Source organism: Salmonella sp. SG203, from assembly GCF_013350575.1.
GTDB lineage: Bacteria > Pseudomonadota > Gammaproteobacteria > Enterobacterales > Enterobacteriaceae > Salmonella > Salmonella enterica.
Map to the genome: position 1 here is coordinate 82,556 of NZ_SNMT01000010.1, position 14,311 is coordinate 96,866.

Genomic DNA, 14,311 nt, shown 5'->3' on the forward strand with positions numbered 1-14,311 from the left:
CAGAGTCGTTTTCTCCCGCTAGAGCAGCATAGCCCTCTACCCTATCAGAGTCTGAAGTCTTCCCCAAGATATACACGCTTAACGTGTTCGTCTTGCAGGATTTCTGTCGGCGTACCGTGGGCAATAAGGTGGCCCTGGCTCACGATATAGGCGCGTTCACAGACTGCCAGCGTCTCACGGACGTTATGGTCGGTGATCAGCACGCCGAGCCCGCTATCGCGCAGATGCTCGATAATGCGTTTGATGTCGATAACGGAAATCGGGTCAACGCCGGCAAAGGGTTCATCCAGCAGGATAAATTTGGGATTAGCGGCCAACGCGCGGGCTATTTCTACACGACGGCGTTCACCACCGGACAGCGCCTGTCCCATGCTGTCGCGCAGATGCTCAATATGAAACTCTTCCATCAGCTCGTTGGCGCGGTCTTCTCGCTGTTCTGCGGTCAAATCGTCACGAATTTGCAGTACCGCCATCAGGTTATCAAATACGCTGAGACGGCGGAAAATAGAGGCTTCCTGCGGCAAATAGCCGATACCGCGGCGCGCGCGCGCGTGCAGCGGCAGCAGACTGATATCTTCATCATCGATGATGATATTGCCTGCGTCACGCGGCACGATACCGACGACCATATAAAAGGTGGTGGTTTTACCCGCGCCGTTTGGACCGAGCAGCCCGACAATCTCCCCGGAGTTAACGGTCAGACTGACATCTTCCACTACGCGACGGCCTTTATAGGCCTTCGCCAGATTCTTTGCAGTTAATGTTGCCATAACGAATTAGTTACTCTTCTTTTGCGCCGGAGTCTGGCCTTTGTTTTTGTCTTGCAACTGCGACGGCACCAGAACGGTGGTGACGCGTTTACCTTTCTCGCTGAAGGCCTGCATTTTCTGCTCTTTCACCAGGTAGGTGATTTTGTCGCCGGTAATGTTGCTGTCAAGCTGCTCCAGATAAGCGTTGCCGGTCAGCACCACAAAATCTTTCGCCAGCTCGTAATGCATATGGGAAGCGTGGCCTTTCACCGGCTTACCGTTGTCCTGCATCTGGTAGAAGGTGGCCGGATTGCCGTAACCGTCGATCACCTCTTTCCCCTGTTCGCCGCCAGGGCGGGTAACCACGACTTTATCGGCGTTGATCTTAATCGTGCCCTGGGTCATCACCACGTTGCCCGTAAAGGTCACGACGTTGCCTTGCATATCCAGCGACTGTTGATCCGAGTCAATATGAATAGGCTGTTCGGTATCGCCCGTGACGGCGAAGGCCGGAATGCTGGCGGCCAGCAGCGAGCCGGCAAGCATAAGATTAAGGCTGAGTTTGTTTGTTTTGAATTTCATAAGAGGTTCTAACCTTTTCAATCAGCTCGGCGTTCTTGCTGCGTAAGTTACCGCGCATTTTCAGTCCGCTGGAGTTAAATGTTGTGCCGTATAACGTCACCAGATCGTTCGAGGTAACATCCTGCGTCACCAGATTAATCTGCGCGTTATCGGTGGTAATTCTGCGTAATTGAGCGTCAGGCACCAGGGCGTTGACTTCAACATGGCCATACAGATAGAGCATCCGATCGTTAGTCAATTTGGCTTTATCGGCCTTGATCGACCATGTCGGCACTTTATCCTTATCAAAGGTGGTTAATACCGGTTGCGTAAACCATGAGACCGCCTGATCGGAAAAATATTCAACGTGCTGCGCAATCAGACGATAGCTCAACGCGCCTTCCGGACTGTACACGACGGTATCCGTATGCTCGCTTTTATACGTGGGATCGTTGCTGTTGACCATCACGGCAGCAGGATCGTCTTTATCCGCCAGATTGATACCAATCAGTACCAGAATGGCCAGCGACAGTAGAATGATAACCCAACGTCTGGTTTTACTCATATCGATTGCCCTTTGGCCTCATCCAGCTTGCCCTGCGCCAGCAGCAACAAGTCGCACACCTCACGTACCGCGCCGCGCCCGCCGGCAATGTGCGTCACATAGTCAGCGCGGGGGATCAGCAGCGGATGCGCATCCGCAACGGCAACGCTTAACCCCACTTTTTCCATCACTGGCCAGTCAATCAGATCATCGCCGACATAGGCAACATTTTCCGGCGCAATGGCCAGTTTTTCCAGCAGATCGCTAAAGGCGATCAGCTTATTCGACTGTCCCTGATAAAGATGGACAATCCCCAGCGTGGCGCAGCGATCTTCTACAAGTTTAGCCTTTCGTCCGGTAATAATGGCAACCTCGATATTGGAGGTCAAAGCACAGCGAATACCATAGCCGTCACGAACGTTGAAAGCCTTCAGCTCTTCGCCGTTATTGCCCATATAAATCAGGCCGTCAGACAATACGCCATCCACGTCCAGGATGAGCAGGCGGATATTCTCCGCTTTGGTCATGACATGGGTGCTGACGGGGCCATAACAGGTCGCAAGCGACGCACCTGCTTTACTCATCGTTAATTATCCTTGAGTTTCTACACGACGCCTGCACGCAGGAGATCATGCATATGTAACACACCGAGTAACTGGTCGCCATCAGCAACCAGTACGGAGGTGATATGGCGGGACTGCATTAAATTCAGCGCATCGACAGCGAGAATACCGGGACGCACGCGAATGCCCCCTGGCGTCATCACCTCGGCGATCCCCAACTGGCGCATATCGCCGCCCATATCGAACACGCGACGTAAATCGCCGTCGGTGAAGATACCGTCGATCTTCATGGATTCATCGCAAATGACGGTCATACCGAGATTTTTACGCGTAATTTCTAACAGCGCATCACGCAGGGTGGCATATTTATTAACATGCGGGATCTCATCGCCAGTATGCATAATATCGCTTACGCGCAGCAGTAGCTTACGTCCCAGCGCGCCGCCAGGATGCGACAGAGCGAAATCCTCGGCGGTAAAGCCGCGCGCTTTTAACAACGCCACGGCGAGCGCGTCGCCCATCACCAGCGTTGCGGTGGTACTACTGGTAGGCGCCAGGCCTAACGGACACGCTTCTTTGGGCACTTTAACACACAGATGCACATCTGCCGCACGCGCCATGCTGCTTTCCGGTCGCCCGGTAATGCAAATTAACGGTACGTGCAGACGTTTAAGCACCGGTATTAGCGCCGCGATCTCGCTGGATTCGCCGGAGTTGGAGATAGCGATAACCACATCCTGCGGCGTAACCATCCCCAAATCGCCGTGCGCGGCTTCGCCTGGATGTACAAAAAAGGAAGAGGTGCCGGTACTGGCGAACGTGGCGGCCATTTTCCGTCCGATATGGCCGGATTTCCCCATCCCCATGACCACCACTTTTCCGGTGCAGTTGAACATTTTTTCACAGGCCAGCGTGAAATGCTGGTTGATATATTGATCAAGCTCCGCCAGGCCTTCACGTTCAATTTCCAGGACCTCTTTGCCTGCCTGCTGAAAGTCAAACCCCGGTTGCAACGCTAAATGCGACATAATCCGTTTCCAGTTATCCAACAAGAAGTGGCGATAGCCAATAGAGCATCGCCAGCCATACGATAAACCCGCCGGTCAGCAGTATACCTGCGCCCCGGCCAATCTGGCGCGGATGCCGCCAGCAAAGTAAAGCGAAAACCACGCTAACCAGCAACATCACGCTATAATCACGCCCAAACGCCAGCGGGTTGATCTCCCCCGGCGCGATCAGCGCAGGCAGTCCCAGCACGATGGCGAGATTAAAAATATTGGCGCCAATGAGATTACCAACGGCAATATCATTTTCGCCTTTTCGCACGCCGGCAATCGCCGTCGCCAGCTCTGGCAGACTGGTGCCGACAGCGATGACTGTCAGACCGAGCGTTAATTCACTCATGGCGAAATAGTTCGCCAGCACCGTAGCGTTATCGATTACCATGCGCGTCGCCATCGGCATGATGACCAGCGCAATGCCCAGCCATAAGAACGCGACGGGGAGCCCGCCTTCGCGCGGTAGCTCCGCCAGTTGTTCGCGGGTGAGGCTGTCATTCCCCTGGCGTTCGGCCAGACGCGCGATTTTAACAATGAATAACAGCCATAGCACAGCCAGAAGCAGGAGAAAGATACCATCACTGCGACTTAACTGTCCGTCATGCAGTACGGAACCGGCTACCACGCTAACAAATAACATTAATGGCAATTCGCGACGTAGAACATCGGAATGCACGGTAAATGGACGAACCAGCGCCGCCAGCCCTAAGATCAGCAAAATATTGGTGATGTTAGAACCGAGCGCCGCGCCGACGGCCAAATCGAGCTGACCGTGTAGCGATGCGGCGGCCGACACAATAATTTCCGGCAGCGAGGTGCCGATACTCACGACCGTCATCCCGATGATCAGCGGGGGAATACCGAATGTACGGCATAAAATAGAGGCCGCAAACACCAGACGATCGGCGCCGTAGGCCACCAGAAGCAAACCAATTATGAGTAGCGCCATCGCTAAAAGCATCTAAAGTCCTTTCTTCAGGTATACTCGCCGGTCCCCTGGAAGGGATATCTGGAAGCCGTAACGAAGTCCTAATTTTGACTTTATGCGGCTAAAAAGTAAAACGAATGCCAGCTTTCGCTAACCCTGTCAGTTAATATTCTGTAATTATGTCGAACCCATGGTTAAATTCAGCGCCATGGTTACCTCAACAAGGCAATACGAAGGATGAATCAATGGGTCAGTCTGCGGCCAATTTAGTCGATATGCGCGACGTCAGCTTTTCCCGTGGCGAACGCTGCATTTTCGATAATATTTCCCTGACGGTGCCGCGCGGGAAGATCACGGCGATCATGGGGCCGTCGGGCATCGGTAAAACCACGCTGTTGCGCCTGATTGGCGGACAGATCCCGCCGGATAAGGGCGAGATCTTATTTGATGGCGAGAATGTGCCGGCCATGTCCCGTTCGCGGCTCTACACCGTCCGCAAACGTATGAGTATGCTGTTTCAGTCGGGAGCGCTGTTTACCGACATGAACGTGTTTGACAATGTGGCCTATCCGCTACGGGAGCACACCAATTTACCCGCGCCGCTGCTAAAAAGCGTTGTGATGATGAAACTGGAAGCTGTCGGGCTACGCGGCGCGGCAAAACTGATGCCTTCCGAGCTCTCCGGTGGGATGGCGCGCCGCGCCGCGTTGGCGCGCGCCATCGCTCTGGAACCGGATCTCATCATGTTCGATGAGCCGTTTGTCGGCCAGGACCCGATTACCATGGGCGTTCTGGTGAAGCTGATTTCAGAATTGAACAGCGCGCTGGGCGTGACCTGCGTGGTGGTCTCGCATGATGTGCCAGAGGTGCTCAGTATTGCGGATCACGCCTGGATCATGGCGGACAAAAAAATCGTCGCTCACGGTAGCGCTCAGGCGTTGCAGGAGAATACGGACCCGCGCGTGCGTCAGTTCCTTGACGGCATTGCCGACGGGCCGGTTCCGTTCCGCTATCCGGCGGGCGACTATCACCTTGATTTACTCGAAACAGGGAGTTAAGCCACTCATGCTGTTAAATGCGCTGGCAGCACTCGGACACAGCGGGATCAAAACCGTCAGGACGTTCGGGCGCGCCGGGTTAATGTTATTCAATGCGATTATCGGTAAGCCGGAGTTTCGCAAACATGCGCCGCTGCTGGTGCGCCAGCTTTATAATGTGGGCGTCTTGTCGATGCTTATCATTATTGTCTCCGGCGTATTCATCGGTATGGTGCTGGGGCTGCAAGGCTATCTGGTTCTGACCACTTACAGCGCGGAGACCAGTCTTGGCATGTTAGTGGCGCTTTCGCTGCTGCGCGAGCTGGGGCCGGTGGTCGCGGCGTTGCTGTTTGCCGGGCGGGCCGGGTCGGCGTTGACGGCGGAAATCGGCCTGATGCGGGCGACGGAGCAGCTCTCCAGTATGGAGATGATGGCGGTCGATCCATTGCGCCGGGTGATTTCGCCGCGCTTTTGGGCGGGCGTGATTTCGTTGCCGCTACTGACCATTATCTTTGTGGCGGTCGGTATCTGGGGCGGCTCGCTGGTCGGCGTAAGCTGGAAAGGAATCGACGCCGGGTTCTTCTGGTCCGCGATGCAGAATGCCGTCGACTGGCGTATGGACCTGGTGAACTGTCTGATAAAGAGCGTGGTGTTCGCCATTACGGTAACATGGATTGCGTTATTCAACGGTTATGACGCAATACCGACTTCTGCCGGGATTAGCCGGGCAACGACGCGTACCGTGGTTCACGCATCGTTGGCCGTTCTGGGGCTGGATTTTGTGCTGACCGCACTGATGTTTGGGAATTGAGTTCATGCAAACGAAAAAAAATGAAATTTGGGTAGGCGTTTTTTTGCTGGTAGCGTTGCTGGCGGCGCTGTTTGTTTGCCTGAAGGCGGCAAATGTGACCTCTATGCGCACGGAGCCGACCTATAAGGTTTATGCGACCTTCGATAACATCGGCGGTCTGAAAGTGCGTTCCCCGGTACGCATCGGCGGGGTGGTTGTCGGGCGGGTTGAAGATATCTCGCTTGATCCGAAAACATACCTGCCGCGCGTAACGCTCGACATCGAAGAGCGTTATAACCATATTCCCGATACCAGCTCGTTGAGTATTCGTACTTCCGGGCTGCTGGGGGAGCAATATCTGGCATTAAACGTCGGTTTTGAAGATCCTGAGCTGGGAACGTCTATCCTCAAAGATGGGAGTACGATTCAGGACACCAAGTCTGCAATGGTGCTGGAAGATATGATTGGTCAGTTCCTCTATAACAGCAAAGGCGACGACAATAAGAATTCTGGCGATGCGCCAGCCGCAACGGAAGACCATACTGAAGCCACAACGCCCGCGGGCGAAACGAAATAATCTCAGGAGAATTGAGGCATGTTTAAACGACTGATGATGGTGGCCCTGCTGGTCATTGCGCCATTAAGCGCAGCAACGGCAGCGGATCAGAGCAATCCTTATAAACTGATGAACGAGGCGGCGCAGAAAACTTTTGATCGCCTGAAAAACGAACAGCCGAAAATTCGTGCCAATCCGGATTACCTGCGAGACGTTGTTGATCAGGAACTTCTGCCGTACGTGCAGGTAAAATATGCCGGCGCGCTGGTGTTGGGCCGCTACTACAAAGAGGCGACCCCGGCGCAGCGTGAAGCCTATTTTGCCGCGTTTCGCGAATACCTGAAACAGGCATACGGTCAGGCGCTGGCGATGTACCACGGTCAGACTTACCAGATAGCGCCTGAGCAACCGCTGGGCGATGCGACCATTGTGCCTATCCGTGTAACGATTATCGATCCCAACGGTCGTCCGCCGGTACGCCTGGATTTCCAGTGGCGCAAAAACACCCAGACCGGCAACTGGCAGGCGTATGACATGATTGCGGAAGGCGTCAGCATGATCACCACCAAGCAAAATGAGTGGAGCGACCTGCTGCGTACTAAAGGCATCGACGGCCTGACCGCACAACTGAAATCTATCTCTCAACAGAAAATTACTTTGGACGAGAAACAGTAATGACGCCGCAACTCACCTGGACGCGTGAGGCGGGCACGCTGATGCTGGCGGGAGAGCTGGATCAGGACGTGTTGGCGCCGCTATGGGACGCGCGCGTAGAAGCGATGACTGGCGTTACCCGTATCGACCTGAGCCAGATCTCCAGGGTGGATACGGGGGGACTGGCGCTGCTGGCGCACCTTGTGAACCAGGCAAAAAAGCAGGGCAATGCCGTATCGCTGTCTGGCGTTAACGACAAGGTTTACGCGCTGGCGCAATTATATAACTTGCCCGAAGACGTACTTCCCCGTATGTAATGAATGCCGGATGGTTTATCCGGCCTACACTTCGCATGATCCCCGTAGGCCGGATAAGTTGCGTTAGCAGCACCATCCGGCACTTTTACCGCGCTGATTTATCAGCGTAATCTTTTGCTTATTTAAGACGGCGCGACTTTGCTCTAAGATGTTGGGCTGTTTTCACTATTTGACGAATAAAGAACCCATGGAAAATCATGAAATTCAGAGTGTGCTGATGAATGCCCTCTCCCTCCAGGAAGTCCACGTCTCCGGCGATGGCAGTCACTTTCAGGTTATTGCCGTGGGCGAGATGTTTGACGGCATGAGCCGGGTCAAGAAACAGCAAACGGTCTATGGGCCGCTAATGGAGTACATTGCGGACAACCGTATCCATGCCGTATCGATCAAAGCGTATACCCCGGCGGAATGGGCGCGCGATCGTAAACTTAACGGATTTTAAGCTACGGGTAACCTGCCGGTAGCGGAGATGAATGCTTAACTGAGAATACAATAATGGATAAATTTCGTGTACAGGGGCCAACGACGCTCCAGGGCGAAGTCACAATTTCCGGCGCCAAAAACGCCGCGCTGCCGATCCTGTTCGCCGCTCTGCTGGCAGAAGAACCGGTAGAGATCCAAAACGTTCCAAAACTGAAAGACGTGGATACGTCGATGAAGCTCCTGAGCCAATTAGGCGCGAAAGTGGAACGCAATGGATCGGTACACATTGACGCCAGCCAGGTGAACGTGTTCTGCGCGCCTTATGATCTGGTTAAGACCATGCGCGCCTCGATATGGGCGCTGGGGCCGCTGGTTGCCCGTTTTGGTCAGGGACAAGTCTCTCTGCCGGGGGGCTGTACTATCGGCGCGCGTCCGGTTGATCTGCATATTACCGGTCTGGAACAACTGGGTGCGACCATCAAGCTGGAAGAGGGCTACGTAAAGGCCTCCGTCGAAGGACGTCTTAAAGGGGCGCATATCGTGATGGATAAGGTCAGCGTCGGCGCGACCGTCACCATTATGTGTGCCGCCACGCTGGCGGAAGGGACGACCATCATTGAAAACGCCGCGCGCGAGCCGGAAATTGTCGACACCGCTAACTTCCTGGTTACGCTGGGGGCGAAGATCGCTGGGCAGGGCACCGATCGTATTACGATCGAGGGCGTAGAGCGTCTGGGCGGCGGCGTTTATCGTGTGCTGCCGGATCGCATCGAAACGGGGACTTTCCTGGTGGCGGCAGCGATCTCTCGCGGCAAAATCCTCTGCCGTAACGCGCAACCGGACACTCTGGACGCGGTACTGGCGAAACTGCGCGATGCTGGCGCGGATATCGAAGTGGGCGAGGACTGGATTAGTCTGGACATGCACGGCAAACGACCGAAGGCGGTCAATGTCCGTACCGCGCCGCACCCGGCATTCCCGACCGATATGCAGGCGCAGTTCACGTTGCTGAACCTGGTGGCGGAAGGGACGGGCTTTATCACTGAAACCGTCTTTGAAAACCGTTTTATGCACGTGCCTGAACTCAGTCGCATGGGCGCGCGTGCGGAAATTGAAAGCAATACCGTCATATGTCATGGCGTAGAAACGCTCTCTGGCGCCCAGGTCATGGCGACAGATCTGCGGGCATCTGCGAGCCTGGTGCTGGCGGGCTGTATTGCGGAAGGCACGACGATTGTGGATCGCATTTATCACATCGATCGCGGTTATGAGCGCATCGAAGACAAACTGCGCGCGCTAGGCGCGAATATTGAACGCGTGAAAGGCGAATAACCTTCTGTACGCTGAATAACCCCCGCGAACGCGATTGCGGGGGTTGTTTTACAGACACTTACTCTACATTCTGTTTGTCTTTATTACGCGCTCTCATAAGCCGCGTTCTGTCGATAAACTCATGCGTGCGCGGATCGTGATAACGCGATGGCCAAATAACCCAGGGTTCCGTTCCCAATGCTTTCGCAATAATCAACTCTCCTTTCGGCCACGGGCGCGTTAATGCATTGGCCAGCGTGGATGAACTCAATCCATTCCGGCGTGACTCAGCGGCCATTGAAGTCCCTTTTTTACGTAGTCCGGCAATGATATCGGCCGGATGCCAGTCAATAAGCTTGCTTTCCATACATCCATCACTCCTTAGGTTAATCACTTACGGTTTTAACAACCCGACGACGTTCGATACTATAACGCTTCGTGAAGGAATGTTCTAAAAAGTTCATGTAAGTGGCGGCAATATTCAGAATATGCCAGGGGAAATCCTGGATGAGTATGTGAAAAACAGGCGATAGGGTATCTGGAGTTTATTAGAACTTAATGGGATATCCCGCGCAGTACGCGGGATAAGAGAACGGCATTAACGATCGCGCTGCACCGCGATGTGTGCGAGACCGATTAGCGCCTCACGCCATGGGGTATCCGGCAATATCTGCAACGCGGATATCGCTTTGTCGGCTTCTTCTTCCGCTCGCTGACGCGTCCATTCCAGCGAGCCGCAGGTGGTCATCGCTTCCAGAACCGGTTCCAGAAGATGACGGCCATTACCTTGTTCAATAGCGGTACGGATCATCGCTGACTGTTCTGGCGTACCGTGGCGCATGGCGTGAAGCAACGGTAAGGTAGGTTTGCCCTCATTGAGGTCATCACCCACATTTTTACCGAGATGCTCGCCGTCGGCACTGTAATCCAGCAGATCGTCAATGAGCTGGAAAGCCGTACCAAGGTAGCGGCCATAGTCCTGCAACCCTTTCTCTTGCTCAGGCGTACAACCGGCAAGAATACCGGAGCACTGGGCGGCGGCTTCGAACAGACGGGCCGTTTTACTGTAAATCACCCGCATGTAATTTTCTTCGGTAATGTCCGGGTCATTCACGTTCATCAATTGCAGCACTTCACCTTCTGCAATCACGTTGACCGCTTCCGACATCACTTCCAGCACTTTTAACGAGCCGAGGCTGGTCATCATCTGGAAGGCACGGGTATAGATAAAGTCGCCGACCAATACGCTGGCGGCATTACCGAAGGCGGCATTTGCCGTCGCTTTGCCGCGACGCATATCAGATTCATCCACCACATCATCATGTAGCAGCGTCGCCGTGTGGATAAACTCGATCAGAGCGGCGATAGTCACGTGCGCGTTACCCTGATAACCCACCGCGCGCGCGGCAAGAACGGCAATCATCGGACGAATGCGTTTTCCGCCGCCGCTAATAATGTAATATCCTAGCTGATTAATCAGTTGAACGTCGGAATTAAGCTGTTCAAGGATTGTCGCATTGACACCCGCCATATCTTGCGCGGTTAACTCGTTGATTTTTTCTAAATTCATCGCAAAAGCCGGGCTTATCGCCCCGATTATCCCATGTCTGAATGAGGTAACGTAGGGTTTATGGTTAGAAATATACCCTGATTGTACTGAAAAAACGCCGCAGATAAACGTTACCGTATGCGTTGTGTTTTTTTTCTTCATGTATTGATGGTAGCACTTGTCAAAGCCGTGCAATTTGCGTAATATTCGCGCCCTATTGTGAATATTTATAGCGCGCTCTGAATCATTGAAAGGTGTGCGCGGAAGCGGAGTTTTTTATGTACGCGGTTTTCCAAAGTGGTGGTAAACAACACCGAGTAAGCGAAGGTCAGACCGTTCGCCTGGAAAAGCTGGACATCGCAACTGGCGAAACTATCGAGTTCGCTGAAGTTCTGATGATCGCAAACGGTGAAGAAGTCAAAATCGGCGTTCCTTTCGTTGATGGCGGCGTAATCAAAGCTGAAGTTGTTGCCCACGGTCGTGGCGAGAAAGTTAAAATCGTTAAGTTTCGTCGCCGTAAACACTACCGTAAGCAGCAGGGCCATCGTCAGTGGTTCACTGATGTGAAAATTACCGGCATCAGCGCTTAAGATTAGGGGAGCAGATTAAATGGCACATAAAAAGGCTGGCGGCTCGACTCGTAACGGTCGCGATTCTGAAGCTAAACGTCTGGGCGTAAAACGCTTTGGCGGTGAAGCAGTTCTGGCAGGCAGCATCATCGTTCGTCAACGTGGTACTAAATTCCACGCTGGCACCAACGTTGGTTGCGGTCGTGACCACACTCTGTTTGCTAAAGCAGACGGTAAAGTGAAATTCGAAGTTAAAGGCCCGAAAAACCGTAAATACATCAGCATCGTTGCTGAGTAAGTTTTTTGTGGTCCGGTAACGGATGAAAGCCCCGCACCTGTTGCGGGGCTTTTTACATTCGATGGCCGACTAAAATATACCCGTGTGGCTGTGCGAATGCCGTTAACGGGTCTTTGCAGGGAACACGGCATGAAGCAGCAGGCAGGCATTGGCATTCTTTTAGCGCTCACTACCGCGATGTGCTGGGGAGCGTTGCCAATAGCAATGAAGCAAGTGCTGGAGGTGATGGAGCCTTCAACCATTGTCTTCTACCGCTTCTTAATGGCCAGTATTGGCCTCGGGGCGATACTGGCAGTAAAAAGAAAGCTGCCGCCGCTGCGTATTTTTCGTAAGCCGCGCTGGTTGGTGTTATTGGCGATAGCGACCTGCGGACTGTTCGGTAATTTCATTTTGTTCAGTTCTTCCCTGCAATATTTAAGCCCAACCGCGTCGCAGGTTATCGGCCAGCTCTCGCCGGTTGGCATGATGGTCGCCAGCGTCTTTATTCTGAAAGAAAAGATGCGCGGTACGCAGGTGATTGGCGCGCTGATGTTATTGAGCGGGCTGGTGATGTTTTTTAACACCAGTCTGATCGAGATTTTTACCCGACTGACCGACTACACCTGGGGCGTTATTTTTGGCGTAGGCGCGGCGATGGTGTGGGTGAGCTATGGCGTGGCGCAAAAAGTATTATTGCGACGTCTGGCCTCGCAGCAGATCCTGTTTTTACTGTACACTTTATGTACGATAGCGCTTTTGCCGTTGGCAAAACCGATGGTGATAGCGCAACTGAGCGACTGGCAGCTCGCCTGTTTGATTTTCTGCGGGCTAAATACGCTGGTAGGATATGGCGCCCTGGCGGAAGCGATGGCGCGTTGGCAGGCGGCGCAGGTGAGCGCGATAATCACGCTTACACCGCTATTTACCCTGCTGTTTTCAGATCTTTTATCTATGGCCTGGCCCGATTTCTTCGCCAGACCGATGTTAAACCTTTTAGGTTATCTCGGTGCGTTTGTCGTGGTTGCGGGCGCGATGTATTCCGCCATTGGTCATCGTATTTGGGGCGGTTTACGCAAGCATGAAACGGTGGTTTCGCAACCCCGCTCAGGCGAATGATTTACGGAGAATAAAATGAAGTTTGTTGATGAAGCATCGATTCTGGTCGTTGCAGGTGATGGCGGTAATGGCTGTGTGAGCTTCCGCCGCGAAAAATATATCCCGAAAGGCGGCCCGGACGGCGGTGATGGCGGCGACGGCGGCGACGTCTGGATGGAAGCCGATGAAAACCTGAATACTCTGATCGATTACCGCTTTGAAAAATCGTTCCGCGCTGAACGTGGTCAGAATGGCGCGAGCCGCGACTGTACCGGTAAACGCGGTAAAGACGTGACCATCAAAGTGCCGGTCGGTACGCGCGTTATCGACCAGGGAACCGGTGAAACGATGGGCGACATGACCAAACACGGTCAGCGTCTGTTGGTCGCGAAGGGCGGCTGGCATGGGCTAGGCAATACCCGTTTTAAATCCTCGGTTAACCGTACGCCGCGCCAGAAAACCAATGGTACGCCGGGCGATAAGCGCGACCTGCTGCTGGAACTGATGCTGCTGGCGGATGTCGGGATGCTGGGGATGCCAAACGCCGGTAAATCAACGTTCATTCGCGCGGTATCGGCAGCAAAACCGAAAGTCGCGGACTATCCGTTTACCACGCTGGTGCCGAGCCTGGGCGTGGTACGTATGGACAGCGAAAAGAGTTTTGTGGTGGCCGACATTCCGGGGTTGATCGAAGGCGCGGCGGAAGGCGCGGGCCTGGGGATTCGCTTCCTGAAGCACCTCGAACGTTGCCGCGTACTGCTGCACCTCATTGATATCGATCCGATCGACGGTTCCGATCCGGTGGAAAACGCCCGTATCATTATTGGCGAACTGGAAAAATACAGCCAGGATCTGGCGGCTAAACCGCGCTGGTTAGTGTTCAACAAGATCGATCTGATGGATAAAACCGAAGCGGAAGAGAAAGCGAAAGCGATCGCCGAAGCGTTGGGCTGGGAAGGGAAATACTATCTGATTTCCGCCGCCAGTCAGCTAGGGGTGAAAGATCTCTGCTGGGATGTGATGACCTTTATCATCGAGAATCCGATCGCGCAGGCTGAAGAAGCAAAACAGCCGGAAAAAGTCGAGTTCATGTGGGACGATTATCATCGCCAGCAGTTGGCTGAAGTGGAAGAAGACGCAGACGATGACTGGGATGACGACTGGGATGAAGACGACGAAGAAGGCGTCGAGTTCATCTACAAACGTTAATCTCGTAGCCGGATGGCGCTAACGCTTATCCGGCCTATAAAAGCCAACGGGCCGCATTTGCGGCCCGTTTTATTATGTTCGTTGTAGGCCGGATAAGACGCGTTAGCGCCGCCATCCGGCA

Annotated in this window: 19 protein-coding genes; 11 read left to right on the forward strand and 8 right to left on the reverse strand. The window is 53.8% G+C overall.

The genetic code is table 11. The annotated features are described in order from the left end of the window. Positions 1 to 44 precede the first annotated feature (44 nt). The 6 genes from lptB to HV477_RS15545 are packed head-to-tail and all read right to left on the reverse strand — an operon-like array spanning position 45 to position 4,436. Positions 45 to 770 (reverse strand): LPS export ABC transporter ATP-binding protein, encoded by a 726-nt coding sequence (gene lptB, locus HV477_RS15520; RefSeq protein ID WP_000224104.1) that lies wholly within the window; start codon positions 768 to 770, stop codon positions 45 to 47. 6 nt (positions 771 to 776) lie between these two features. Beyond that, on the reverse strand, positions 777 to 1,331 hold the full coding sequence (gene lptA / locus HV477_RS15525; protein WP_000669770.1) for a lipopolysaccharide ABC transporter substrate-binding protein LptA: 555 nt from the start codon (positions 1,329 to 1,331) through the stop codon (positions 777 to 779). Next, entirely contained in the window at positions 1,300 to 1,875 is a 576-nt protein-coding gene (lptC, locus tag HV477_RS15530) for an LPS export ABC transporter periplasmic protein LptC (RefSeq protein ID WP_000047845.1), read from the reverse strand. The genes lptA and lptC overlap by 32 nt, the downstream gene beginning before the upstream one ends. Beyond that, positions 1,872 to 2,438: a 3-deoxy-manno-octulosonate-8-phosphatase KdsC gene (kdsC, locus tag HV477_RS15535; protein ID WP_000030029.1), complete on the reverse strand. Its 567-nt coding sequence runs from the start codon at positions 2,436 to 2,438 to the stop codon at positions 1,872 to 1,874. The genes lptC and kdsC overlap by 4 nt, the downstream gene beginning before the upstream one ends. 20 nt (positions 2,439 to 2,458) lie before the next feature. Beyond that, a complete protein-coding gene (gene kdsD, locus HV477_RS15540; protein WP_079899116.1) occupies positions 2,459 to 3,445 on the reverse strand; it encodes an arabinose-5-phosphate isomerase KdsD in 987 nt (328 codons plus the stop codon). Between the two features lie 13 nt (positions 3,446 to 3,458). Beyond that, positions 3,459 to 4,436, reverse strand: a complete 978-nt coding sequence (locus HV477_RS15545; RefSeq protein WP_000922736.1) for a calcium/sodium antiporter — start codon at positions 4,434 to 4,436, stop codon at positions 3,459 to 3,461. A 212-nt stretch (positions 4,437 to 4,648) separates the two neighbouring features. Here HV477_RS15545 and mlaF point away from each other — a divergent pair, with 212 nt between their 5' ends. The 7 genes from mlaF (at position 4,649) to murA (ending at position 9,512) form a co-directional block, all read left to right on the forward strand. Beyond that, complete coding sequence (gene mlaF / locus HV477_RS15550) at positions 4,649 to 5,461, forward strand: phospholipid ABC transporter ATP-binding protein MlaF (protein WP_000531566.1); 813 nt, start codon at positions 4,649 to 4,651, stop codon at positions 5,459 to 5,461. A 7-nt stretch (positions 5,462 to 5,468) separates the two neighbouring features. After that, positions 5,469 to 6,251: a lipid asymmetry maintenance ABC transporter permease subunit MlaE gene (gene mlaE / locus HV477_RS15555; protein ID WP_000925786.1), complete on the forward strand. Its 783-nt coding sequence runs from the start codon at positions 5,469 to 5,471 to the stop codon at positions 6,249 to 6,251. 4 nt (positions 6,252 to 6,255) lie between these two features. Beyond that, complete coding sequence (mlaD, locus tag HV477_RS15560) at positions 6,256 to 6,807, forward strand: outer membrane lipid asymmetry maintenance protein MlaD (protein WP_079899117.1); 552 nt, start codon at positions 6,256 to 6,258, stop codon at positions 6,805 to 6,807. An 18-nt stretch (positions 6,808 to 6,825) separates the two neighbouring features. Continuing rightward, entirely contained in the window at positions 6,826 to 7,461 is a 636-nt protein-coding gene (gene mlaC / locus HV477_RS15565; RefSeq protein WP_000476475.1) for a phospholipid-binding protein MlaC, read from the forward strand. Then, positions 7,461 to 7,757, forward strand: coding sequence for a lipid asymmetry maintenance protein MlaB (mlaB, locus tag HV477_RS15570; RefSeq protein ID WP_061375827.1), 297 nt, complete (start codon positions 7,461 to 7,463; stop codon positions 7,755 to 7,757). Before mlaC ends, mlaB begins: the two co-directional genes overlap by 1 nt. A gap of 187 nt (positions 7,758 to 7,944) precedes the next feature. Continuing rightward, positions 7,945 to 8,199, forward strand: a complete 255-nt coding sequence (gene ibaG, locus HV477_RS15575; RefSeq protein ID WP_001518349.1) for a BolA family iron metabolism protein IbaG — start codon at positions 7,945 to 7,947, stop codon at positions 8,197 to 8,199. 53 nt (positions 8,200 to 8,252) lie between these two features. After that, positions 8,253 to 9,512 (forward strand): UDP-N-acetylglucosamine 1-carboxyvinyltransferase, encoded by a 1,260-nt coding sequence (murA, locus tag HV477_RS15580; protein WP_000357288.1) that lies wholly within the window; start codon positions 8,253 to 8,255, stop codon positions 9,510 to 9,512. A gap of 58 nt (positions 9,513 to 9,570) precedes the next feature. Here the strand turns inward: murA and sfsB are convergent, their stop codons facing one another. Together sfsB and ispB are read right to left on the reverse strand one after the other, a co-directional pair. After that, positions 9,571 to 9,858, reverse strand: coding sequence for a DNA-binding transcriptional regulator SfsB (gene sfsB, locus HV477_RS15585; protein ID WP_000444167.1), 288 nt, complete (start codon positions 9,856 to 9,858; stop codon positions 9,571 to 9,573). Between the two features lie 231 nt (positions 9,859 to 10,089). After that, complete coding sequence (gene ispB / locus HV477_RS15590; protein ID WP_001047354.1) at positions 10,090 to 11,061, reverse strand: octaprenyl diphosphate synthase; 972 nt, start codon at positions 11,059 to 11,061, stop codon at positions 10,090 to 10,092. A gap of 257 nt (positions 11,062 to 11,318) precedes the next feature. Here ispB and rplU point away from each other — a divergent pair, with 257 nt between their 5' ends. The 4 genes from rplU to cgtA all read left to right on the forward strand — a co-directional run bounded on the left by rplU (position 11,319) and on the right by cgtA (position 14,190). Further along, entirely contained in the window at positions 11,319 to 11,630 is a 312-nt protein-coding gene (gene rplU / locus HV477_RS15595) for a 50S ribosomal protein L21 (protein WP_000271396.1), read from the forward strand. Between the two features lie 19 nt (positions 11,631 to 11,649). After that, a complete protein-coding gene (gene rpmA / locus HV477_RS15600; protein WP_000940593.1) occupies positions 11,650 to 11,907 on the forward strand; it encodes a 50S ribosomal protein L27 in 258 nt (85 codons plus the stop codon). Positions 11,908 to 12,036: 129 nt separating this feature from the next. Beyond that, positions 12,037 to 13,002 carry a DMT family transporter gene (locus tag HV477_RS15605; protein ID WP_000813052.1) on the forward strand — a complete coding sequence of 322 codons (966 nt, stop codon included), beginning with the start codon at positions 12,037 to 12,039 and terminating at the stop codon, positions 13,000 to 13,002. A gap of 15 nt (positions 13,003 to 13,017) precedes the next feature. Then, positions 13,018 to 14,190 (forward strand): Obg family GTPase CgtA, encoded by a 1,173-nt coding sequence (gene cgtA / locus HV477_RS15610; protein ID WP_000673556.1) that lies wholly within the window; start codon positions 13,018 to 13,020, stop codon positions 14,188 to 14,190. Positions 14,191 to 14,311 lie beyond the last annotated feature (121 nt).